This window comes from Paenarthrobacter sp. 10N417 (genome assembly GCF_056394745.1).
The window spans coordinates 182,969-204,929 of the sequence record NZ_JBFTIL010000012.1 but is presented as its reverse complement, the minus strand read 5'-3'; the positions used below and the strand labels follow the sequence as shown (position 1 = coordinate 204,929).

Here is a 21,961-nt window from a genome sequence, read left to right as displayed (position 1 = left end):
ATGAAAGCCGTCCCCGACCAAATCCGCCAATTCATCCCCAACGACTTCGCCTCCCTCGGAGCAGACGGCTTCGGCTTCTCCGACACCCGCCAAGCCGCCCGCCGCTACTTCAAAAACGACACCCACTCCATCGTCRCCAAAACCCTCCAGTTGCTGGCGGCGAGGGGCGAAGTTGAGGAGGGCGCGCCGTCGTACGCTATTGACCGCTACAAGCTGCTCGACGTGAACGCGGGCACTACCGGCGGAGCAGGCGGCGACGCCTAACAACCCGCAGAAATACAGTTGGCGGCAGTGTTCGTGAAGAACACTGCCGCCAACTTGTTTTTGTGTGTAGTACCCGGGAGGCCTAGGTGCCCAGATTCCTCCGGTCTACGACGAATCCGGTTGCCGCGTTTTCGCGGACTGCGTTGATACCGGCCACGACGGCCTTCAAATTGGGAAACTGTGGCGACACTGCCACAACTGTGCCGTCATCGGCTGTGAGTCGGAACCTGAACGTGTTCGTCCCGGCCTTGAGTATTTCGAAACTGCCCGCCATCTTCCCCTTTTCCTCCACGCATCATTGCATTAGAGCGATTTGAACAATTCCCTACCGACAATAATGGCCGTCGGAACCTACCAACAGACCTACTGAGGAGTAGTTTGCAACCGATTTTGGTAGATGTCCCGGAAAGCTCTGAGCGAGCTACAGACCGCGTGCATGCCCGCGCGTATCGTGAGGATATGACTGGATCCGGCGTGGCGCCCACTACGGGCGTCCTGCTTGCCGCAGGGGCCGGTACGCGCTTGGGCCGCGGACCGAAAGCGCTGCTCCCCTACCGCGGCCGCACGCTGGTTGAGGTGCTCGCCGATACTCTCTTCGACGGCGGCTGCCGGGAGGTTGTGGTCGTGGTCGGGGCCGAGGCGGACCGCGTTCGAAGCACCACGGATCTACGGACGTACACCGTGGTCGAGAACGAGAACTGGGCCAAGGGCATGGCTGGTTCTTTCCGCGCAGGAATCGAGGCGGCCTCGCCGGGACACAGCATCATGGTGGCTCTGGTGGATCAGCCCGGTTTAACCCCGACGGCGGTCAGCAGGCTGCTGGGCAGCCACCGTCCAGGTCGGGTCACGGCAGCCGCCTACCCTGACGAGTCAGGGCACCTTAAGCGTCGGCACCCGGTGATTATCGACGTCGGGCTCCGATCCCAAGCGGCGAAAGCCGCGAATGGTGACACGGGGGCGCGATCGTTCCTCAAAGCGCACCCGGGCTTGGTGGATCTGGTGGATTGCAGCGACCTCTGCTCCGGGGAAGACCTGGATACGAAGGATCAGTTGCACCTGCTGGAGGACTGACTGGAGGCTTGATCAATCCCGGGCCGGTAAGTTTGAATCCATGATTCAGATTGCACTTGACGATCCCACGCGCCCGGATGTCCATCAGCTCCTCAGCGAGCATCTAGCGGACATGTTTGCGACGTCGCCTGCAGAAAGCGTGCACGCGTTGGACCATTCGGCGTTGTCGCATGAAGCGATCACGTTCTGGACAGCCCGCGAAGATGGGGTGCTGCTGGGATGCGGCGCGCTGAAGGACCTGGCCACTTCTGACGGAGGCGGCCGGTTTGGCGAGATCAAGTCGATGCGCACCACCGCCGCTGCCCGTGGGCGGGGAGTGGCCACGCTGATTCTCAAGCACATCGTGGCCGAAGCCGGCCGGCGGGGCTACGAACGCGTGAGCCTGGAAACTGGTACCGAAGATTACTTTGCGCCCGCGCGTCGTTTGTATGCCCGGCAAGGATTCACGGAGTGCCCGCCCTTCGCGGACTACACGCTTGACCCGAACAGCGTGTTCATGGAGCTCGCCGTTTCGCCCAAGTAACCGTCCCACCCAAGTAGGTCGCAGTTAAGCGCGTTCTGACGGCTCAAAACGCGCTCAACTGCGATTCAGTTGGGGATAAGCGTGCGGTCACGGAGGGCCAGGTAGATCTTGTCGCGGGCAATAGGTAGCTCGCCGAAACGGATTCCGGTGGCGTTGCGGATGGCGTTGGCCAGCGCGGGTGCCACGGGGTTGAACGGGCTCTCGCTCATGGACTTGGCGCCGAGGGGCCCGGTGGAGTCGTTGGTAGTGGCGAAATAGACCTCGCTCCGCGGCACGTCCGCGAATGACGGAATGTGGTATTGCCGCAGGATATCCGTGGTGACGTGTCCGGCGTCGTCCACTTTCACTTCCTCGTACAGCACAGCACCAAGCGCCTGCGCGATACCGCCTTCGATCTGCCCACGGCACTGCCGCGGATTCACCACAACGCCGGCATCAGCGGCCTGCACGCTCTGCAGGATCCGCAGCTCACCCGTTCCCGTATTAACGGCGACCCGGAACCCGTGCACGTTGAATGCGACTGACCGCGGCGTTCCGCCCCAGTTGCCGTCGGTGGCGAGCCGAACGCCTTGGAGACGGGCGGCGTCGTAAATTTCCTTGAGCGGAACCACGCGGTCGCCGCACTCCACAGCTCCGTCCACCAAGCGGCAATCAGTCAAAGCAGCCCCCGTCAGCGAAGCCGCAACGGTCTGGATCCTGGTGGCAAGCTCGAGGGCTGCGCCGAGCGTCGCCTTGCCGGCCACCACTGTCCCGGACGAACCGAACGCGCCGGTGTCGTGCTCCACGAGGTCCGTATCGGATTGACGGACGGTAATTTTTGAGGCTGCTGTTGCCAGCGCAGTCGCAGCCAGCTGTGCATGCACGGTTGTGGTGCCGTTCCCGAACTCTGCAGTACCGACGTCGACGGCGAACCTTCCGTCCGCTTCCAGGCTCACCCTGGTGTGGGCAAAGTGGCCGCGCGGCGGAACGGTATCGATCATGGACAGGGCCGAGCCCTCCCCGACCACCCAGTCCGGCCCGAGGTCATCCAATCCGGCAGCCCGGTAGCGTTCCTTGCCCCGGTCCAGGGCATTCCGGACCAAGGCCACGCACTGGTCCAACCCATAGCTACCGTAGTGGACGTCTTCCTCGGGCTCGGGTGTTGTGGAGAGCATGTGATCGCCTGGCCGGACCATGTTCTTGAGCCGGAACTCGAGCGGATCCATGCCGATGCCGATGGCAAGTTCGTCGACGGCGGACTCGATCGCGAAGATCATCTGGCTCAACCCATACCCTCGGAAAGCACCAGCGGGAACGGTGTTGGTGTAGACGGCTTGGGCGTCCACTTTCTTGTTGACGCATTTATAGACGGCCAGCGACTCGCCACAACCATGGAACATCACCCCGGGCGCATGGTTTCCGTAGGCGCCGGTGTTGGTGATGACGTCCAGTTGAAGGGCGGTGAGGTATCCGTCCCGGCTGGCGCCCGCCTTGAGATTGATGGTGAAGGGATGGCGCGTTGTGGTGGAGGTGAACTGTTCGGTCCGGGTGAACTCCAACTGGACGGGCCTGCGCAAAGCCAGTGCCGCGAGGGCCACAAGATCCTCGGTGAGGACCTCCTGCTTGCCGCCGAAACCACCCCCGACGCGGCCAGCCACCACACGGACAGTCTCCTCCGGCAGGTCAAACAACCGCATCAGGGTGCGCTTGACCAGGAAGGGAACCTGCGTGGAGGAACGGACAACCAGTCTGCCTTCCTCGTCCAGCCAGGCAATGGACGCGTGCGTTTCCATCGCGACGTGCTGAACCCTTTGCGTCTTGTACGTGTGCTCATGGATGAAGTCGGCTGCCGCGAAGCCGTCGGCCACGCTGCCCAGTTCGGCGTGGACCTCGGCCACTACGTTCTGAAGGGGGCGGGAGATTCTGGAGTAAACGCCATCCTTGTCACCATGGATCGCAGGTGCGCCGGGAAGGATCGCCTCCTGGGGCGTGAACACGGATTCCAAAAGCTCGTACTCCACAGCAAGCGCCCGGGTTCCGGCCTCCGCAGCACCAACGGATTCGGCCACAACAGCAGCCACACGCTGCCCGATGAACCGCACCACGTTGTCCAGCACGCGGGTGTCATCGGGGTCGTCCGTGAAGTGTTCGTGCTGGGCCGTCGAGAACAACTGCGCTGGTGCATCTTCATGCGTGAAAACAGCGACGACGCCGGGAACCGCAAGTGCCGCGGTCTTGTCAATGGATACGATCCGGGCGTGCGGATGCGGCGAACGCAGGAGCTTGAGGTGCAGTAGGCCGGTCAACTGCTCAGCCGGGACATCCAGAGCGTACCGGGCAGTTCCGGTTACCACAGCTCGGCCGGCGGGTGCGGGCACGTTGTCCCCGAGTTGGCCGGGAGTAGCTTCCACAGCCACGGGATGTCCGGCGGTGGGATTTCCGGCTGCAGGCTGTCCAGCTGCAGGCGATTGTGCGCCGGAAACGTCAGCTCCGGCGTCGTGCTTGTGTTCGTCGCTATGACTGCACACCGCGTCAGCGATGGAGCGGTAACCGGTGCAACGGCACAGATTGCCCTTGAGGTTGCGGGGCAGGTTGGCCCGTTGCTCGTCGTCGAAAGTGGCTGCCGTCATGACCATGCCGGCGGTGCAGAAACCACATTGGAAACCCTGGGCTTCGAGGAACTGCTCCTGCACAGGGTGAAGGTTTTCGCCGGTGGAGAGACCTTCGATCGTGGTGACCGCTTTGCCATCGGCGCGGACGGCTGGATAGATGCAGCTGTGGACGGGGGTGCCGTCGACGTGCACAGTGCAGGCGCCACAGTCACCGCCGTCGCAGCCCTTCTTGACGCCGAAGTTTCCTTGTTCCCGAAGGAAAGTGCGGAGGCATTGGCCGGGCCGGGGTGTGGCCTGAGAGGCAGCGCCGTTGATCTCAATTGCCATGGGAGGCCTCCTTCTGCGGGTTGTTCTGTGCGGTTTGCGTGGATGGTTGCGGCGAGGTGGCGTGGGGCGGCCAGAAATCGCCAGACACGGCCATTGACTCGCCCAGCAGCTCGGCCCGGATCTCCTCGGCCAGTTTGAACGTCATATCGCGACGCCACTCCGGGAGCCCATGGATGTCATCGTGGTACAGCGGCCAGGGAATGGAATCMCCGACGGCGTCAGCCAGCATTCCGGCGTCGGGAACCTGGCCGGCGGGGAACCGTAGTTGGACGGGCTTTTTGGTGGAGGCGGTGACCGTGATGACCAAACGGCCGTCGGGATCGAGGCGTCCGATGAGCAGCACGCCGGAGCGGCCAAGGTTACTCAGCGATAATCGCCGGAACGCGACCCGTGCGGAGAGAGCCGAGGCTGGAAGGTGGATGCTGCGGAGCAACTCCCCCGGGGCCAGGACATTCTCCATGTCCCCGGTGACGAAATCGGCCACAGGTACTGTGCGGCTGGTGCCGTCAGGGCTCTGGATGGTTGCCGCGGCGTCGAGCCCGGCACACAGCGAAATCATGGGGCCGGCCGGCAAGGATGTGCAGATGTTGCCGCCCACCGTGGACATGTTCCAGATCTTGAAGGAGGCCACGAAGGAGTCACAGCACGGACGGATCAATGCCAGGCCGGGCCACTCGTGGTTGGCTGTTTCCGCGGACACCGGCAATGCGTAGAGCTCGGCAACGGTGCAGGTTGCGGCGAGCTCAATGCCGTCATCGGTTACGGTAATGGCCGGCCAATCCGCTTGGCCCAAATCGAGGAGCCGTTTGAGGACGGTACTTCCGTAGGAGAAGAGGACAGTCCCTCCGGCGAGCCAGGCATCGCCGTCGCGCCATTGAGAAGAATCCGTGGTGGGAACCACTGCCTCGACGGTGTTCATGTCCATGGGTCCTCCTGAATGAGGGGTTGAGGTGCTGGGTGAATCGGTGCCGCGTGAATCGGGCCGGTGCTGTCCTTCAGCGACGGGAAGCCGGGCGTTTTGTGGGCTGTGGCATTCTGGGCTGCTCCCCGTTCGGCGATGATTTCCGCCGTGATGGAGACTGCGACTTCGGCCGGTGTCACTGCCCCAAGGTCTAAACCGATCGGGGAGTGCAGCCGTTCGAGCGCTTCGGAGGGCGTGCCCGCCTCGAGCAGGGCGTCAACCCGTTGCCGGTGGCTGCGACGCGAGCCCATCGCGCCGACGTAAGCCAGATCCAAGCGGAGGGCTGTTTCGAGCAAGGGGATGTCGAACTTTGGATCGTGGGTCAGGACGCACACGGTGGTCCGGGCGTCGACTCGTCCGGCCGCTGCTTCCGCTTCCAGGTAGCGGTGCGGCCAGTCTGTGACCACCTGGTCCGCGCCAGCGAAACGGCCCTGCTGGGCAAACGCAGGGCGGGCATCACACAGGGTGACGTTGTAACCAAGCAACTGTCCGGCGGGGAGCAATGCGGCACCGAAATCATTGGCCCCGAAAATGAGCATCCGCGCGGCCGGCAAGCGGCTTTCCACGAATAAGGTGATGGGCTCGGGCTGGGTTACTTCTTCCGGGTCCGCCGACTCCCATCTGTCCACGGTGACCCAGCCATCGATGCAGCCTTCGGGTGCGGCCAGCCGGACCAACCCGGTGCGTCCGCCTTGGAGCAGCGGCTCAACCTGGGCCGCCGCAGCCATCAAAGTGGCGGGATGATCGCCCACCAACCGCGCCAGTTGCGTTGATTCCATGGCGCGGAACCGAACAGGATCATCAACGACCACAACTCCCCCTCCGCCACCGAGCCTGCGGATGAGTGCCAAGGCCCTGGGTTCGTTTGATACGGGCATGTCCAACAAGGCCATTTCGCCGGAATCGCTACCCAGTGGCTGGATGTGGACTTCCAGTTCTCCTCCACAGGTGAGTCCTGCGGCGAACGCGTCCTCGGCACTGTAGCCAAAAGACTCAAGGCGTGGGCCGCCGTCGCGCATTGCGTCCAAGGCTGCCTCAACGACGGCCCCTTCCACGCAACCGCCGGACAGGCTGCCCAGGATTTCGCCATGTTCGGAAACCATCATGGAAGTCCCCATGGGGCGCGGGACTGAGCCGCCGGTCCCTACGATCGTGGCCACAGCGCATCGTTGGCCAGAGACCGCAGTCCGCCAGCTGCCCAGTGAAGGCATCAGATCCAGCATGGCAACACGTCCTTTTTCCAGGTGTCCCGGCTGGGTGGCCCGGCCGGAGCAGTGCGCGATCTTGCCCTCATAATCTCATTTCCAGAAGGTGTTGAGGGGTAGTCGCGATTATTGAATAAGAGTTCATAGGAACGGGGGCAAGGGCTTCATCTCCCTGCCCCCGTTCCCTGACGGAGCATCAGCACCCGTTCCTGAATCACCAGGGCCGCCGCCCGTCGTCGTGCCTGTTCCGGTGATGCTGTTCGGTCAGGGACCACGACGACGGACGCCTATTCGTGCGGTGGGTGCGGATGGAACGCCGTTCGAAGTGCCGGATGTGGACCCGCCGGCGCGGGTGGGGTTCCGGGCTAGACGCCCATCAAGGCGTTGATCGGGCCACGGGCGAAGTAGATAATGAAGCCCGCCGTGACCACCCACATGAGCGGATGGACTTTCTTGGCCTTGCCCGATGCCGCGCTGATCACTGCGAAGGAGATGAACCCGACGCCGATGCCGTTGGCAATGGAGTAGGTCAGCGGCATGGTCACGATGGTGAGGAACGCCGGCAATGCGATGGCGAACTTGGTGAACTTGATCTCGCGGATCTGCGCCATCATCATCGCGCCCACCACCACCAACGCTGCGGCAGCCACTTCCAGCGGGACAACCGAGGTGAGCGGTGTGAAGAACATCGAGCCCAGGAACAGCAAGCCAGTGACAACCGACGCCAGGCCTGTGCGGGCGCCCTCTCCGATTCCTGCTGCGGAGTCGATGTAGACGGTGTTGGACGAACCGGAGGTGCCGCCACCCACCACTGCGCCCATGCCTTCAACGATGAAGGCCGACTTCAGCTTGGGGAACGTACCGTCCTTATGTGCCACGCCCGCGCTCTTGGCCAGGCCCGTCATGGTGCCCATGGCGTCGAAGAAGTTGGTGAACACCAAGGTGAAGACCAGCATGGTCGCAGCCAGTCCGCCGATCCTGGCGAACGAACCAAAGAGATCGAACTGGCCTACCAGGCTAAGATCCGGGACGGACATCAGCTGGCTGGACAGGATCGGCACGTTGAGGTGCCAGCCGCCGGGGTTGTCGGCGGTGCCCGGACCAATGTGGAACACGGCCTCGGCTACAGCGGCGAGGACTGTGGTGGCGACGATGCCAATGAGCAGGCCGCCTTGGATCTTGCGGGCCACGAGGATACCCATGACCAGCAATCCGATGATGAAGACGAGAGTTGGGATGGAGGTGATGGAACCATCCGTGCCGAGCTGGACCGGCGGGCCGCCCTTGGTGGGGCGGACAAAGCCGGAGTCGACGAAGCCGATGAAGGCGATGAACAGGCCGATGCCAACGGTGATGGCGGCCTTGAGTTCCTTGGGGACTGCCTTGAAGATCGCCGTCCGGGCACCGGTGGCACCGAAAAGGACGATCAGGATGCCGTTGATGACCACCAGGCCCATGGCTTCTGGCCATGTGACTTCCTGGATGACCGCCACGGCGAGGAAGGAGTTGATGCCCAGGCCGGCCGCGAGGCCGAAGGGAAGATTGGCGACGAGTCCGAAGACAATGGTCATGACGCCGGCGGTCAGGCCAGTCACTGCGCCCACCTGTGCGGCCGAGAGCCAGCCGCCCGCCACATCCACCGGCGCGTTGTCTGCCGAGAATCCGCCCAGGATGAGCGGGTTGAGGATGACGATGTACGCCATCGTGAAGAACGTGACCAAGCCGCCGCGGAATTCTCGGGCCAGCGTGGAGCCACGCTTGGTGATCTGGAAGAACTTGTCCAGGAAGGAGTTCGACACCGGGGGCTTCTTGTTGCCATCTGCCAGGCCGGTTGCCGTGTGCTTTGCGTTTGCCGCTGTGGGCTCTGCGCTGTTGCCTCCGTTGGGGAGGAGCGCAGCCTGCTTTTCAGCTGCGGTCTGCATTTCTGCGGGATCCAGGATTGTCATGTCAGCCACCGGCCCTAGTAATCAATCCTGGAATCAAGCGTGTTCCATGTGGTGAACGGCTGGAGGGCCGCCGGAGCCTGGGGGTCGCCCAGTTCCAGCTTGGCTACCGGCATCAGCGCGTCCCGGTTGTCGTTCTCGAAGAACTCGTAGAAGACGGCGTCATCGAAGCCAACGGATGCGGCGTCGTGACGGTCTGCGGCAAAGAACACGCGGTCAACGCGTGCCCAGAGTGCGGAGGCCAGGCACATGGGGCATGGCTCGCAGCTGGTGTAGAGGGTTGCCCCGCTCAAATCGAAGGTTCCCAGTTCGCGGCAGGCGTTACGGATGGCCGTGACTTCTGCGTGTGCGGTGGGATCGTTCGTGGCGGTGACGCGGTTGACGCCTTGGAAGGCTTGTCCATCCGCGGTAACAATGACGGCGCCGAACGGGCCACCACTGTTGAGGACATTGGCTGTTGCCAGCTCAATGGTTGTGGCCAGGAATTGCTCGGCCGTGACGGTTGTACTCATGTTGCGACTTCCTTAGTGCTGAGGAAGCCAGGTGACCTGTTGGGGGCGCTACGGAACGGAGCTCCAGTTATCTTGGTTACCAGGCTTCAGCATGTGCGATGAAGGTTAAGTTGCGCCTGGTAGATAGCTTCCCGAAGTCCGGGTGCCCGCCTTTGGCAGTTAGAGCGTAGCACCAGGTTTGTGAGCCGCGCCATAGTTTTTTGAAAATTTAATTTCGTCATACGAAATCTTGTGTGGCGACCGGATGTGACCGTGGGACGCCTGCGGGCGTTGACTGCCGCCGTCGTGCGTCTTACGCTTTTCGGACCGGACGCACTTGGTGGCTTCCGGCTCCTGGATCAGCAGACAGGGCCTAACTGAGCTGGAACGCATACATGCCGACCAGACAAGGACCCTCATGACCCCTCTTTGGATCAAGAACCCGCTGGGTATCTTCACCGCAAACGACCTCGACGCCGGCGGCGGCCTGGTGGTCTCCGACGGGAAAATCGTGGAGCTCGTGCCTACGGGCGGGCAGCCGTCGTTGCTTTGTTCCGTCTTTGATGCCTCGGCCCACGTGGTCCTCCCCGGACTCATCAACACCCATCACCACTTCTACCAAACCCTCACCCGCGCCTGGGGTCCGGTGGCCAACGCCCCGCTGTTCCCATGGCTGCAAAATCTCTACCCGGTATGGGCACGCTTAACGCCCCGGAGCCTTGAGCTTGCAGTGCAGGTGGCGCTGGCGGAGCTACTGCTGTCCGGCTGCACCACCGCCGCCGACCATCACTACCTCTTCCCCGATGGCATGGAAGACGCCATTGATATCGAAGTAGGCGCGGTGCGCTCCATGGGGATGCGGGCCACGCTCACCCGCGGGTCCATGACATTGGGAGAGGACGACGGCGGGCTGCCGCCCCGGACCACGGTCCAGTCACCTGAGGTGATCCTTGCGGACAGCGAACGGCTGATTCGTGAGTACCACGAGACGGGAGATGGGGCCGTTGTGCAGATCGCACTTGCCCCGTGTTCGCCGTTCTCCGTGACCAAGGAGATCATGGCCGAGAGCGCCGCCATGGCCGAACGCTTCGATGTCCGGCTGCATACGCACCTCGCAGAGACCATTGACGAGGAAGACTTCTGCCAGTCCATGTTTGGGCTCCGGACCGTGGATTACCTGGAGTCAGTTGGCTGGTTGGGGCACCGCACTTGGCTTGGACACGGCATCCACTTCAATGACGACGAGATCGCCAGGCTGGGAGCCGCGGGCACCGCCGTCGCGCATTGCCCAACCTCCAACATGCGCCTCGCCTCCGGGACAGCGCGAGTGCTGGAACTTGAAGCCGCGGGTGTGCCCGTGGGGCTGGGAGTGGATGGCTCGGCGTCGAACGATGCTTCCAACATGATCCTCGAGGCTCGCCAGGCGCTATATCTGCAACGACTCCGGTACGGGGCTTCCGTCCCTGTGGAGAGGGCCCTTGGCTGGGCGACACGTGGGTCGGCTGCCGTTTTGGGGCGCTCCGACATCGGGCAGTTGGCTCCGGGGCTTCAGGCGGACCTTGCCATGTTCAAGCTGGACTCGCTGCGGTTCTCCGGGAGCCATGACCCCGTGGCTGCGTTGCTGCTCTGTGGGGCTGATCGTGCCGACCGGGTGATGGTGGGCGGTGCTTGGCGCGTGGTTGATGGCGCGATCCCCGGGCTCGACGTTGCCGGGCTCATCGCTGAGCACTCGGCTGCGGCGCGGAAGCTGGTGGCGGGGTAGGTCTGTTTTTTGTGGTGGCAACCCGATTCGATGGTTCCCTGCGCAGGATGCCGTGGGCACGGCACCGTCGGCAGCGAGTCATCGAAACGGGCTTCTCCACATAGTCCAACTCACCCCTGTCTTCGCCCATCGGCTCATTGAAGTCTTGATCCATGACACAGAGCAACAGCAACGAGCTTCCCGCGGGGATGGATTTGTGGCGGACCGATGAGCTCCACGAGTTAGGGATCAACCATCGGAGGATTGCCGCGCTGGTTCGTACCGGCGCCTTAGTACGACTGCGCCGTGGTTGCTATATCCGAGGCAGCACGTGGACAGCCCAAAAACCTTGGGTTCAAAGTCTGCAGCTAGTCGCCGCGCACGCACACGGGACGCTTTCGACGTCGTCCGGCGGATTGGTCTACAGCCACACCTCAGCGGCGCGTCTCCATGGCTTATTCCTGTGGGATGTTGGAGATAAAGTCCACATCACGACGGAAACAACAGCATCCACCACTTCACACGGCAAGGACGTCGTGCCGCACACCCGCCCGCTGGCGATGATAGGGGCTGTTTTCGTCAAGGGAATGCCTTGCACCACGTTGGAACAGACTGTTGTGGACTGCTGCCTCATGCTCAACTACAAACAAGCCTTGGTACTGATGGACCACGCGCTCAGAAAAGGTGCCAACGCCGCGAAACTGCGAGAGATGTGCGCATCGCTAGCCGGACGCAACGGAGTTCTCACTCTTCGACGGGCTCTGGAGAATGCTGACGCCAGATCCGAGTCACCCGGCGAAACCCTGACCCGTCAGCTGCTCCAACGGTTGCGGATCGAGCTGCCCGAATTGCAGGTGAAGGCTGCGTCAGCGGAAGGTCACCATCGGCTGGACTTTGCATGGAGGGAAAAGAAGGTGGCCCTGGAGTTCGATGGAAAGGTGAAGTACTTCGACTACGCACCCACCGCCGAGGTGATCTACAAGGAACGGCAGCGAGAAAAGGCCCTCACCGAGCTCGGCTGGACGTTCATCCGGATCAAGTGGGAGCACCTGTTCAGGGAACAGGAGTTCAAGATGCGCGTGCTGCAGGTTCTGCGGGGAGCAACCTAGAGCCCGTTTCGGGGGTCCGCTGCGCATTCGATGGTGCGCACGGCATGGTACGCAGGGAACCCCCGAAACGGGCGGGCGCCGCAGGGAGTGCTAGGGGCGTTGCCGGCCGAACACCGGGAGCGCGCGCAGCCAACGGGAGAACCCGCCGGCCTTGCGGTCGCAGTCGGCCGGGATGTAGAAGTCCGGATCTGTTGCACCGAAGGGCAGGTACAGCTCCTGACCCGGTGCCGGGAATTCCACGACGTTGTTCGTATCCTTCGAGTCCATCTGTTCCTCCTTTTTCCAGTGCAGCACTTTTCCGTAGTTCGGAAAATGTTTATTGCTATGTGAAAAGTGTAAGCAGTGCGTAAAGCAGGCGTCAAGAGCCGTCCAGGAGGCGCCAGAGAGATGCTCCGGTCACATTTGGCTGCTTCATAACGATCTCCGGAAACCCATATACACAAGCCGAAATCATGCGCTACTCTCGAATGAGTTCGTGGCGTACGTCACGTAACCTGAGAGCAGCAGGCAGGGTCGTAATGAGCTGGCATCAATGGATGCCGGCTCTTTTTTGTTGGGTCGGCTCCACCAGAAACGCGGTGGAAACACGCGCTTAATTTCATTGATGGAACGTAGGTTCCACCTCACAGAAGTTGGGATATGACCATGAGCAACAACATCGTCCTCGGCGAAAACCAGTACGGCAAAGCGGAAGTCCGCGTCGTCAAGGTCACTCGGGATACTGACCGCCACCACATCGAAGACCTGAATGTCACCTCGCAGCTGCGCGGCGATTTCCAGGCTGCGCACCTCGAAGGCGACAACGGCCACGTCGTTGCCACCGATACCCAGAAGAACACTGTCTACGCTTTTGCCCGTGACGGCATCGGCTCACCGGAGTCCTTCCTGCTGCGCCTTGCCAATCACTTCACCGGCGAGTTCGAATGGGTAACCGGTGGCCGTTGGGAAGCCGAGGCCTACAGCTGGGATCGCATCCAGGCACACGGCGCGGGACACGATCACAGCTTCGTCCGCAACGGACAAGAGGTGCGTACCGCCGTCGTCGTCCGTGATGGCGCAACCACGCACGTGATTTCCGGCCTCAAGGACCTGACCGTCCTCAAGACCACGCAGTCAGGGTTCGTCGGCTACCCGCGAGACAAGTACACCACCCTGCCGGAAACCACGGACCGCATTCTTGCCACCGATGTTTCTGCACGCTGGCGCTACAACACCAACCTGGACTTGGCAGGCACGGACTTCAACAAGAGCTACGAGGACATCAAGGCCCTCCTGCTGGAAGGCTTCACCGAGAACTATTCGCACGCGCTTCAGCAGACGCTGTTCGACATGGGCAAGAAGGTCCTGGAAGCACACAGCGAAGTGGATGAGATCAAGTTCTCCATGCCCAACAAGCACCACTTCCTGGTTGACCTGAGCCCGTTCGGCCTGGACAACCCGAACGAGGTCTTCTTCGCCGCGGACCGCCCGTACGGCCTCATCGAAGCAACCGTCCAGCGCGACAACACCACCGCCGCGCCCGTTGCATGGAGCGGCATCGCCGGCTTCTGCTAAGCCCACACCAAACCAGCACTAACAACGCACCATCCAGGGGTTGTGTGCAGGTCCCCCAACGGCGCCCCGTCAAGGCCGGACCTGCACACAAACCCCACCCCAAAACCCCAAGATTTTGTTAGCCAGACACAGTTAGCCAGACGAAGACGTCTGCCATGAACCCAGAAAGTCTGCCATGAACATGAAGAAGAAAACCCGCCCTGCGAATACCACCACTTCGCAGAAGCATCAGCCAGAACGCCCCGAGGACAAGCGCCTCTCCATCGGAAGCACGTTCGCGTACGGCTTCCAGCACGTCCTCACCATGTATGGCGGAATCATTGCCCCTCCGCTGATCATCGGCGCCGCGGCAGGCATGTCCTCGCAGGATATCGGCCTCCTCATCGCGGCCTGCCTATTCGTTGGCGGCCTGGCCACTATCCTCCAGACGGTGGGCATCCCGTTCTTCGGCTCACAGCTACCCCTTGTTCAGGGCGTCTCGTTCGCCGGCGTCTCAACGATGGTTGCGATTGTCCAAGGTGGCGGGGGCATCCAGGCGGTGTTCGGGTCGGTCATTGTGGCGTCCCTGATCGGCCTGGCCATCACTCCCCTGTTCTCCAAGATCATCAAGTTCTTCCCGCCAGTGGTCACCGGCACGGTCATCACCACCATTGGCCTGACGCTCATGCCGGTCGCAGCCAACTGGGCCATGGGTGGAAACGCCAAGGCCGATAACTACGGCAGTATGGCCAACATCGGCCTTGCAGCAGCAACCATGGGCATCGTCCTGCTCCTGAGCAAGGTTGGCAACGCCGCCATTTCCCGGCTCTCCATCCTGCTGGCCATGGTCATCGGCACCATCATCGCGTTCGTTGCAGGAATGGCAGACTTCTCCAAGGTCGGCCAGGGCGACATCGTCGCTTTCCCCACGCCCTTCGCTTTCGGTGCTCCCACCTTCGAGATCGCAGCAATCGTCTCCATGCTCATCGTCATCCTAGTGACCCTGACCGAGACTTCCGCGGACATCATTGCTGTGGGCGAGATCGTCGATACCAAGGTTGACTCCCGCCGCATCGGCGACGGTCTCCGCGCAGACATGCTCTCCAGCGCCATCTCGCCCCTGTTCAACTCCTTCACGCAGAGCGCCTTCGCCCAGAACGTGGGCTTGGTGGCCATCACCGGCATCAAGAGCCGTTTCGTGGTCAGCGCCGGCGGCCTCATCCTGGTTGTCCTCGGCCTCCTGCCGATCCTGGGCCGAGTGGTCGCAGCGGTTCCGACGCCCGTCCTGGGCGGTGCCGGCGTCGTGCTTTTCGGGACGGTGGCAGCCAGCGGTATCCGCACCCTGGCCAAGGTTGAGTACAAGAACAACATGAACCTGATCATCGTGGCCGCGTCGATCGGGTTCGGCATGATCCCAATTGCCGCTCCGAAGTTCTACGACCAGTTCCCTTCCTGGTTCTCCACCATCTTCCACTCCGGCATCAGCTCCGCCGCAGTCATGGCGATCCTGCTGAACATCCTGTTCAACCACTTCAAGGCAGGCAACACGGACAACCAGTCAGTGTTCGTCGCCGGTACGGACCGCATCGTCAGCGAGGAAGACATCAAGTGCCTGAGCGAAGGCGACCGGTTCGAGAACGGCAAGCTGATCGACGCCGACGGCAAGGAAGTCCCGCTCAAGACGTCCAGCGCGTCCGAGCACTAGCTCCCGCCCAAAAATGGCAGATGACGGCAGCGTTTCCTTGGGGGACGCTGCCGTCACTTGTCGCCTCGGGGGAAGCGCCGAGATGACAAATAACGCCCATGTTTGTGGAAAACATGGGCGTCAAGTGCCAACTCGGCGGGTGGTGTGGAGAAGGAGAAGCCTAGTTCTGGTTGAGCTCCGCGGAAATCGCCAAGGCTGCCTCGCGCAACATCGGCACAGCGCGGTCGGCGAAGCTCTGGTCCACGCGGGTGATGGGGCCGGAAACGGAGATAGCCGTGGGGGTGGGAGCGTTGGGCACGGCCATCGCGAAGCACCGGACCCCGAGTTCCTGCTCTTCCTCGTCAATGGAGTAGCCGCGTTCGCGGATCAGCTTCAGGTCTGCGAGCAGGGAGTCAATATCGCCGATACTCTTGGCCGTGGGCGTAGGCATCCCGGTTCGGGCAACGATGCCACGGACCTGCTCGTCGTCGAGCTGCGCCAGGATCGCTTTGCCAACGCCGGTGTCATGCGTGTGGGCCCGGCGGCCAACCTCGGTGAACATGCGCATGGAGTGCATGGAGGGGACCTGGGCCACGTAGATGACCATGTCCGAATCGAGGACGGCCATGTTGGACGTCTCGCCAAGGCGTTCCACAAGGGTTTTCAGCTGCGGACGCGCTACGGCACCGAGTTGCTTGCTGGCACCTTCGCCCAGCCGGATGAGCCGCGGGCCCAAGGCGTAGCGGCGGTTGGGCAGCTGGCGGATGTAGCCGAGGGACACCAGGGTCCGCAGCAGGCGGTGGATGGTGGGCAAGGGCAGGTCAGTGGACGACGACAGCTCGCTCAGAGTGACGTCGCCGCCCGCATCCGTGATCAGTTCCAGCAGTTCAAAGACGCGCTCAACGGACTGCACGCCTCCGGAGGCTTTTTCAGCCATTCCCTTGTCTCCAATGACTCAGATTCCGACAACTCTTATCCGCATCGTGAAAAGAATTGCTTAGAACACCCAAGATACAGCACAGCGGGCACCTGCGCGACGAGACGCAAGATGACCGAGCAGGGGGTTGTGTTTCCACTTGGTAGATAATAATATCCATAATACGAAAACATTTAGTTTGGAACGGCGGCCCGGGAACGGGCCTAACAGGAGGAATTTCAATGGCGAATCCGAGCCCCGGAAACTCGATCACCCTGCGCGTCGCCGCACCGTCCAGCTTCACAGCTACGAGCGAACTGGCAGCAGCCGTCGGCGCAGCCGGTGCCGCAATCACCGCTCTGGACGTCACGGAATCCCACCACGAGACGATCGTCGTGGACGTCACCTGCAACACCACTGATGACGACCACGCAGCACGCGTCAAAGATGCCCTGAATGCCCTCGACGGCGTTACCGTCCAGCACGTCTCGGACCGCACCTTCCTTATGCACCTTGGCGGCAAGCTCGAGGTGGTCCCCAAAGTAGCCCTGCGCAACCGTGACGATCTGTCCCGTGCCTACACTCCCGGCGTCGCGCGTGTTTGCCTGGCCATTGCAGAAGACCCGGCCGCTGCCCGCAACCTGACGGTTAAGCGCAACACCATCGCTGTCCTCACCGACGGTTCCGCCGTTCTGGGCCTGGGCAACATCGGGCCCGCCGCCGCGCTGCCAGTCATGGAAGGCAAGGCCGCCCTGTTCAAGCAGTTCGCCAACGTGGACGCCTGGCCGGTCTGCCTGGATACGCAGGACACCGAAGAGATCATCATGATCGCCAAGGCCATGGCTCCCGTCTACGGCGGCATCAACCTCGAAGACATCGCCGCACCGCGTTGCTTCGAGATCGAAAACCGCCTCCGCGAAGAACTGGACATCCCGGTGTTCCACGACGACCAGCACGGCACCGCGATTGTCACCCTCGCTGCCTTGGTCAACGCCCTGCGCGTGGTGGACAAGAAGCTGTCCGAGGTCAAGATCGTTGTCTCGGGAGTTGGCGCTGCCGGCTCCGCCATCATCCAGCTCCTCAAGGCCCAGGGCGCCCAGCACATCATTGCCGCCGGCCGCTCCGGAGCCATCCACTCCGGGGAGAAGTACGACGACGAGCACCGCAGCTGGATTGCCGAGAACACCAACGAAGAAGGCTTCTCCGGAACCCTGCATGACGCCCTGAAGGGAGCAGACGTGTTTATCGGCGTCAGCGCCCCGCATGTGATCGGCGAGGAGCAGGTGGCTTCCATGGCTGAGAACGCAATCGTCTTCGCCATGGCCAACCCGACGCCGGAAATCGACCCCGTCATCGCCTCCAAGCACGCAGCCGTCGTCGCCACGGGTCGCAGCGACTTCCCGAACCAGATCAACAACGTGCTGGCCTTCCCCGGCTTCTTCCGCGGACTGCTGGACGCCGGAGCATCGGACATCACGCCGAACATGCTGGTGGCCGCCGCAGAGGCAATCGCCAACCGGGTAGCTGACGATGAGCTCAACGCGAGTTACATTATCCCCAGCGTCTTCGATCCGCATGTAGCCGCCGATGTAGCGACCGCCGTAGCCAATGCTGCGCACGCAAACGCCGCCAGCGCTCTCTAGAAAAGGACACCGCCCCATGGCTATTACAGTCACTGATCCCCGGCCGATCGATCGCGCCGAGGAGATCCTCACCCCCAAGGCACTGGGCTTCATCGAGGAACTGCACAAGCGTTTCGCCGGCACCCGTGCCGAGCTGCTGGAGGCGCGCAAAGCCAAGCGCCAGAAGGTTGCGGACACCAGCCGCCTGGACTTCCTCCCGGAGACCCAGGAAATCCGCGACGGCGACTGGAAGGTCGCGGAGGCACCGGCAGCTTTGCAGGACCGCCGCGTAGAGATGACGGGTCCCGCAACCCCGGCCAAGATGGCCATCAACGCACTGAACTCCGGCGCAAAGGTCTGGCTCGCGGACCTCGAAGATGCCAGCACACCCACCTGGCCCAACGTCATCGACGCCATCCTCAACCTCCGCGACGCAGCACAGGGCACCCTGAGCTACACCTCCCCGGAAGGCAAGGAATATCGTCTCCGCACCGATGCTCCCTTGGCTGTTGTTGTTGCCCGCCCCCGCGGCTGGCACATGGAAGAGAACCACCTGCTGATCGACGGCGAACCTGCAGTGGGCGCGCTGGTGGACTTTGGTTTGCACTTCTTCCACATCGCCAAGCAGCTGCTCCTGAACGGCCACGGCCCGTACTACTACCTGCCCAAGATGGAGAGCCACCTTGAGGCCCGCCTCTGGAACGACGTCTTCGTCTTCGCCCAGGACTTCCTCGGCATCCCGCAGGGCAGCATCCGCGCCACGGTCCTCATCGAGACCATCCCTGCAGCGTTTGAAATGGACGAGATCCTCTACGAGCTGCGCGATCATGCTTCAGGTTTGAACGCCGGACGTTGGGACTACCTCTTCAGCATCATCAAGTACTTCCGTGATGCCGGCGAAGAGTTCGTCCTGCCGGACCGCGCGACCGTTGCCATGACGGCTCCGTTCATGCGCGCCTACACCGAACTCCTGGTCAAGACCTGCCACAAGCGCGGCGCCTTCGCCATGGGTGGCATGGCCGCCGTCATCCCGAACCGGAAGCAGCCCGACGTCACCGCTGCGGCCTTCGACAAGGTCCGTGCCGACAAGACGCGTGAGGCAAACGATGGCTTCGACGGCTCCTGGGTTGCGCACCCGGACCTCGTCTCCACGTGCCGCGAGGTGTTCGATTCGGTCCTCGGTGACCCCGCCAACGGTGGAAAGCCGAACCAACTGGACAAGCAGCGCCCCGAGGTGAACGTCACCGCTGAGCAGCTGATCGACGTCGCCTCTGCCGGCGGCACCGTCACGGAAGCCGGCCTTCGGCTGAACCTCTATGTCGCCGTCGCCTACACGGGTGTCTGGATCTCCGGCAGCGGCGCTGTTGCCATTCACAACCTCATGGAAGATGCCGCGACCGCGGAGATCTCCCGCTCGCAGGTGTGGCAGCAGATCCGTAACAAGTCGGTTCTCGCGGACACGGGCAACACCGTGACACGCGAACTCGTCAGCCGCATCCTTGGCGAAGAAACCGAGCGCCTCCGGATCGAGTTCGGCGACGAGAACTTCGCCAAGTACTACGAGCCCGCGTCCAAGCTGATCGAGGACATCTGCCTGTCCGACGATTACACCGACTTCCTCACCACGCCCGCGTACGAACTGGTGGGCTGAGATGGGCTCATTCTCTTCCTCTGATCTGGCCCACATCGAGTCCCAGCTTGAGACGACGGACCAGTTGTTGGACCGCAACTACCCGGGCGACGACGGCTCGCGCCAGCCCATCCACACTGTCTACATCCCGGCGGACCGCTTCACGCCTTCCCTTGCGGCAGAGTGGGGCGCCCGGGCCTTAGCGACGGCGGAAGCTCACGGTGGCCTGGAAAAGCTCGGCCAGCTGTTGGGCCAGGAGCCTCAGCTGACTGCCGCCGTTGCCTCCCGGGTGGCGGCCAAGCTCTCCTCCGAGCCGATCGAGGACCTGCGCCTGGACTTCGAAGACGGCTATGGCGACCGTGGCGATGAGGCGGAAGACGCCGACGCCGTTGCTGCCGCCAACGCTGTTGCTGCTGCGGTTGCAGCGGGAACTGCTCCGCCGTTCATCGGCATCCGCTTCAAGTGCTTCGAAGCCCCCACGAGGGCCCGCGGACTGAAGACGCTGGACTTGTTTGTGTCCACGCTTGCTGCAGCGGGCGAACTGCCCGCAGGTCTGATCCTCACTCTGCCTAAAGTCACCACGGTGGCCCAGGTGCAGGCCATGGACTTCGCGGTCTCGCGCCTCGAGGAAGTCCACGGCCTTCCCGCGGGGAGGCTCCGGTTCGAGGTGCAGGTGGAAACGCCGCAGCTCATTCTGGGCGCCGACGGAACATCCCCTGTGGCACAGCTCCCCCATGTTGTTCCGGGCCGCATCAGTGCTCTGCACTACGGGACGTATGACTACAGCGCCTCATTGGGAATCTCTGCGGAATACCAGTCCATGGAGCACCCTGTGGCTGACTTCGCCAAGGAAGTCATGCAGCTCGCCGTCGCCGGCACAGGCATCCGCCTCTCTGACGGTTCCACGAACATCATTCCCGTGGGCGACGCCGTTGAAGACGCCTGGAAACTTCACGGCCGGCTGGTCCGTCGCTCCCTGGAGAACGGTTACTACCAAGGATGGGACCTCCACGCCGCCCAGCTCCCCAGCCGTTTCTCGGCGTCGTACGCTTTCTACCGCGAAGGCCTGCCTGCCGCAGCGCTGCGCCTCCGGAACTATGTGGAGCACACCGAAGGCGGCGTCATGGACGAGCCCGCCACCGCCCGTGCACTCGCTGGTTTCGTCCTTCGCGGCGTCCAGTGCGGCGCAGTGGGGCCCGATGAGGTCAAGGCGCTTGCCGGCGTCGAACTTTCACAGCTGACCGCACTGGCGCACCCGCGGCTCGCGCAACCGACTTCCCACTGATAGGAGCATTTGGCATGGGCAAGTACTACTACCCGCAGGGCGGCCTGCCGCCGCAGACCCACCTGACCACGGAGAGGGCGATCGTCACGGAGGCTTACACCGTGATCCCCAAGGGCGTCATGACGGACATCGTGACCAGCAACCTGCCTGGATTCTCCAACACGCGCTCCTGGATTATTGCGCGGCCGATTTCCGGCTTCGCCACCACGTTCTCGCAGTTGATCGTTGAGATCGCTCCGGGCGGCGGGGCTCCCAAGGCCGAGTTCGAAGCAGGCGTTGAAGGCGTCATCTTTGTCACCAAGGGCCAAGTGAACCTGAGGCTTGACGGCGAACTGCACCACCTCGAGGAGGGTGGCTACGCCTACCTTGCCGCCGGCGCAGAGTGGGGCCTGGAGAACGTGTCCGACGACATCGTCTCCTTCCACTGGATCCGCAAGGCCTACGAACGCCTTGAAGGCTTCGAGGCCAAGTCCTTCGTGACCAACGAGAAGGACGTGGAGCCTACCTCCATGCCGGACACCAACGACGTCTGGAAAACCACCCGCTTCACGGACTCCAGTGACCTCGCCCATGACATGCAGGTCAACATCGTCACCTTCCAGCCGGGCGGCGTGATCCCCTTCCCGGAGACCCACGTCATGGAGCACGGCTTGTATGTGCTCGAAGGCAAGGCCATGTACTTGCTCAACAACGACTGGGTGGAAGTGGAAGCCGGCGACTTCATGTGGCTCCGCGCATTCTGCCCGCAGGCCTGCTACGCCGGCGGTCCGGGCGAGTTCCGTTACCTGCTGTACAAGGACATGAACCGCCAGGTGAAGCTCACCTGATCTGCGCCGAGATCGCCGGAAAGCTGCCAGCTCGCTGGGAGCCTTCCGGCGATTTCGTGCTTCTCCAGCGGTTTCGGCGCGGGCTCTGTGGAAACCACCCAATGTTCGCTTCCAGGCCATTCCATGCGAGGACGCACCCCACGATCACCACGATCACGCCAAGCAAAGGCACGACGGCGGCAAGGACTCTGCGCGCAGGCTGCGGTGTGCTGCGTTCCCCAAGTTTGCTGTGTTCCCC

At 62.7% G+C, this 21,961-nt stretch carries 19 protein-coding genes; 11 read left to right on the top strand and 8 right to left on the bottom strand.

Translation table 11 applies throughout. The features are described from left to right. Nucleotides 1-264: hypothetical protein (locus tag AC1DCM_RS16120; protein WP_477518988.1), on the top strand; the 264-nt coding region annotated here is incomplete at its 5' end. An 82-nt stretch (nt 265-346) separates the two neighbouring features. Here AC1DCM_RS16120 and AC1DCM_RS16115 read toward each other — a convergent pair. Then, the gene (locus tag AC1DCM_RS16115) at nt 347-538 is read right to left on the bottom strand and encodes a YegP family protein (protein ID WP_223934473.1); all 192 of its coding nucleotides are present in this window, start codon (nt 536-538) and stop codon (nt 347-349) included. A gap of 158 nt (nt 539-696) precedes the next feature. On the opposite strand from AC1DCM_RS16115, the gene nboR reads away from it, so the two are divergent. Together nboR and AC1DCM_RS16105 are read left to right on the top strand one after the other, a co-directional pair. Further along, entirely contained in the window at nt 697-1,335 is a 639-nt protein-coding gene (gene nboR / locus AC1DCM_RS16110) for a nicotine blue oxidoreductase (protein ID WP_477518992.1), read from the top strand. 40 nt (nt 1,336-1,375) lie between these two features. After that, nucleotides 1,376-1,858, top strand: a complete 483-nt coding sequence (locus AC1DCM_RS16105; protein WP_477518987.1) for a GNAT family N-acetyltransferase — start codon at nt 1,376-1,378, stop codon at nt 1,856-1,858. A gap of 65 nt (nt 1,859-1,923) precedes the next feature. Here AC1DCM_RS16105 and AC1DCM_RS16100 read toward each other — a convergent pair whose 3' ends face one another. The 5 genes from AC1DCM_RS16100 to AC1DCM_RS16080 all read right to left on the bottom strand — a co-directional run bounded on the left by AC1DCM_RS16100 (nt 1,924) and on the right by AC1DCM_RS16080 (nt 9,397). Then, on the bottom strand, nt 1,924-4,776 hold the full coding sequence (locus tag AC1DCM_RS16100; RefSeq protein ID WP_477518986.1) for a molybdopterin-dependent oxidoreductase: 2,853 nt from the start codon (nt 4,774-4,776) through the stop codon (nt 1,924-1,926). Next, the gene (locus AC1DCM_RS16095) at nt 4,766-5,701 is read right to left on the bottom strand and encodes an FAD binding domain-containing protein (protein WP_477518985.1); all 936 of its coding nucleotides are present in this window, start codon (nt 5,699-5,701) and stop codon (nt 4,766-4,768) included. The genes AC1DCM_RS16100 and AC1DCM_RS16095 overlap by 11 nt, the downstream gene beginning before the upstream one ends. Then, nucleotides 5,692-6,960, bottom strand: coding sequence for an XdhC family protein (locus tag AC1DCM_RS16090; protein ID WP_477518984.1), 1,269 nt, complete (start codon nt 6,958-6,960; stop codon nt 5,692-5,694). The genes AC1DCM_RS16095 and AC1DCM_RS16090 overlap by 10 nt, the downstream gene beginning before the upstream one ends. A gap of 347 nt (nt 6,961-7,307) precedes the next feature. Next, nucleotides 7,308-8,897, bottom strand: coding sequence for an NCS2 family permease (locus AC1DCM_RS16085; protein ID WP_477518983.1), 1,590 nt, complete (start codon nt 8,895-8,897; stop codon nt 7,308-7,310). A gap of 5 nt (nt 8,898-8,902) precedes the next feature. Next, complete coding sequence (locus tag AC1DCM_RS16080) at nt 8,903-9,397, bottom strand: nucleoside deaminase (protein WP_442003169.1); 495 nt, start codon at nt 9,395-9,397, stop codon at nt 8,903-8,905. Between the two features lie 397 nt (nt 9,398-9,794). Between AC1DCM_RS16080 and AC1DCM_RS16075 the strand changes: the two genes are divergently transcribed. Next, nucleotides 9,795-11,138 (top strand): 8-oxoguanine deaminase, encoded by a 1,344-nt coding sequence (locus AC1DCM_RS16075; RefSeq protein WP_477518982.1) that lies wholly within the window; start codon nt 9,795-9,797, stop codon nt 11,136-11,138. A 152-nt stretch (nt 11,139-11,290) separates the two neighbouring features. Next, a complete protein-coding gene (locus AC1DCM_RS16070) occupies nt 11,291-12,226 on the top strand; it encodes a type IV toxin-antitoxin system AbiEi family antitoxin domain-containing protein (protein ID WP_477518981.1) in 936 nt (311 codons plus the stop codon). Between the two features lie 90 nt (nt 12,227-12,316). Here AC1DCM_RS16070 and AC1DCM_RS16065 read toward each other — a convergent pair whose 3' ends face one another. Then, nucleotides 12,317-12,493: a hypothetical protein gene (locus AC1DCM_RS16065; RefSeq protein ID WP_014922716.1), complete on the bottom strand. Its 177-nt coding sequence runs from the start codon at nt 12,491-12,493 to the stop codon at nt 12,317-12,319. Between the two features lie 372 nt (nt 12,494-12,865). Between AC1DCM_RS16065 and pucL the strand changes: the two genes are divergently transcribed. Together pucL and AC1DCM_RS16055 are read left to right on the top strand one after the other, a co-directional pair. Further along, nucleotides 12,866-13,780, top strand: coding sequence for a factor-independent urate hydroxylase (gene pucL, locus AC1DCM_RS16060; RefSeq protein ID WP_442016175.1), 915 nt, complete (start codon nt 12,866-12,868; stop codon nt 13,778-13,780). Between the two features lie 175 nt (nt 13,781-13,955). Continuing rightward, a complete protein-coding gene (locus tag AC1DCM_RS16055; RefSeq protein ID WP_477518980.1) occupies nt 13,956-15,464 on the top strand; it encodes a nucleobase:cation symporter-2 family protein in 1,509 nt (502 codons plus the stop codon). A gap of 160 nt (nt 15,465-15,624) precedes the next feature. Here the strand turns inward: AC1DCM_RS16055 and AC1DCM_RS16050 are convergent, their stop codons facing one another. Then, a complete protein-coding gene (locus AC1DCM_RS16050; RefSeq protein WP_224088895.1) occupies nt 15,625-16,380 on the bottom strand; it encodes an IclR family transcriptional regulator in 756 nt (251 codons plus the stop codon). Nucleotides 16,381-16,601: 221 nt separating this feature from the next. Here AC1DCM_RS16050 and AC1DCM_RS16045 point away from each other — a divergent pair, with 221 nt between their 5' ends. Genes AC1DCM_RS16045 through AC1DCM_RS16030 form a run of 4 tightly spaced genes read left to right on the top strand, consistent with a single transcriptional unit; the run spans nt 16,602 to nt 21,723 of the window. After that, the gene (locus AC1DCM_RS16045) at nt 16,602-18,002 is read left to right on the top strand and encodes an NAD-dependent malic enzyme (RefSeq protein ID WP_442016173.1); all 1,401 of its coding nucleotides are present in this window, start codon (nt 16,602-16,604) and stop codon (nt 18,000-18,002) included. A 16-nt stretch (nt 18,003-18,018) separates the two neighbouring features. Beyond that, the gene (aceB, locus tag AC1DCM_RS16040) at nt 18,019-19,632 is read left to right on the top strand and encodes a malate synthase A (protein ID WP_477518979.1); all 1,614 of its coding nucleotides are present in this window, start codon (nt 18,019-18,021) and stop codon (nt 19,630-19,632) included. Nucleotide 19,633: 1 nt separating this feature from the next. Beyond that, nucleotides 19,634-20,896, top strand: coding sequence for a DUF6986 family protein (locus tag AC1DCM_RS16035; RefSeq protein ID WP_477518978.1), 1,263 nt, complete (start codon nt 19,634-19,636; stop codon nt 20,894-20,896). A 14-nt stretch (nt 20,897-20,910) separates the two neighbouring features. Next, a complete protein-coding gene (locus AC1DCM_RS16030) occupies nt 20,911-21,723 on the top strand; it encodes a bifunctional allantoicase/(S)-ureidoglycine aminohydrolase (RefSeq protein WP_477518977.1) in 813 nt (270 codons plus the stop codon). Nucleotides 21,724-21,961: the final 238 nt, after the last annotated feature.

Excerpts from the sequence above, each read along its gene's own strand:
- AC1DCM_RS16115 (WP_223934473.1), bottom strand. The coding sequence starts at position 538 with ATGGCGGGCAGTTTCGAAATACTCAAGGCCGGGACGAACACGTTCAGG.
- AC1DCM_RS16105 (WP_477518987.1), top strand. The coding sequence starts at position 1,376 with ATGATTCAGATTGCACTTGACGATCCCACGCGCCCGGATGTCCATCAG.
- AC1DCM_RS16100 (WP_477518986.1), bottom strand. The coding sequence starts at position 4,776 with ATGGCAATTGAGATCAACGGCGCTGCCTCTCAGGCCACACCCCGGCCC.
- AC1DCM_RS16090 (WP_477518984.1), bottom strand. The coding sequence starts at position 6,960 with ATGCTGGATCTGATGCCTTCACTGGGCAGCTGGCGGACTGCGGTCTCT.
- AC1DCM_RS16080 (WP_442003169.1), bottom strand. The coding sequence starts at position 9,397 with ATGAGTACAACCGTCACGGCCGAGCAATTCCTGGCCACAACCATTGAG.
- AC1DCM_RS16075 (WP_477518982.1), top strand. The coding sequence starts at position 9,795 with ATGACCCCTCTTTGGATCAAGAACCCGCTGGGTATCTTCACCGCAAAC.
- AC1DCM_RS16070 (WP_477518981.1), top strand. The coding sequence starts at position 11,291 with ATGACACAGAGCAACAGCAACGAGCTTCCCGCGGGGATGGATTTGTGG.
- AC1DCM_RS16065 (WP_014922716.1), bottom strand. The coding sequence starts at position 12,493 with ATGGACTCGAAGGATACGAACAACGTCGTGGAATTCCCGGCACCGGGT.
- pucL (WP_442016175.1), top strand. The coding sequence starts at position 12,866 with ATGACCATGAGCAACAACATCGTCCTCGGCGAAAACCAGTACGGCAAA.
- AC1DCM_RS16055 (WP_477518980.1), top strand. The coding sequence starts at position 13,956 with ATGAACATGAAGAAGAAAACCCGCCCTGCGAATACCACCACTTCGCAG.
- AC1DCM_RS16050 (WP_224088895.1), bottom strand. The coding sequence starts at position 16,380 with ATGGCTGAAAAAGCCTCCGGAGGCGTGCAGTCCGTTGAGCGCGTCTTT.
- AC1DCM_RS16045 (WP_442016173.1), top strand. The coding sequence starts at position 16,602 with ATGGCGAATCCGAGCCCCGGAAACTCGATCACCCTGCGCGTCGCCGCA.
- aceB (WP_477518979.1), top strand. The coding sequence starts at position 18,019 with ATGGCTATTACAGTCACTGATCCCCGGCCGATCGATCGCGCCGAGGAG.
- AC1DCM_RS16035 (WP_477518978.1), top strand. The coding sequence starts at position 19,634 with ATGGGCTCATTCTCTTCCTCTGATCTGGCCCACATCGAGTCCCAGCTT.
- AC1DCM_RS16030 (WP_477518977.1), top strand. The coding sequence starts at position 20,911 with ATGGGCAAGTACTACTACCCGCAGGGCGGCCTGCCGCCGCAGACCCAC.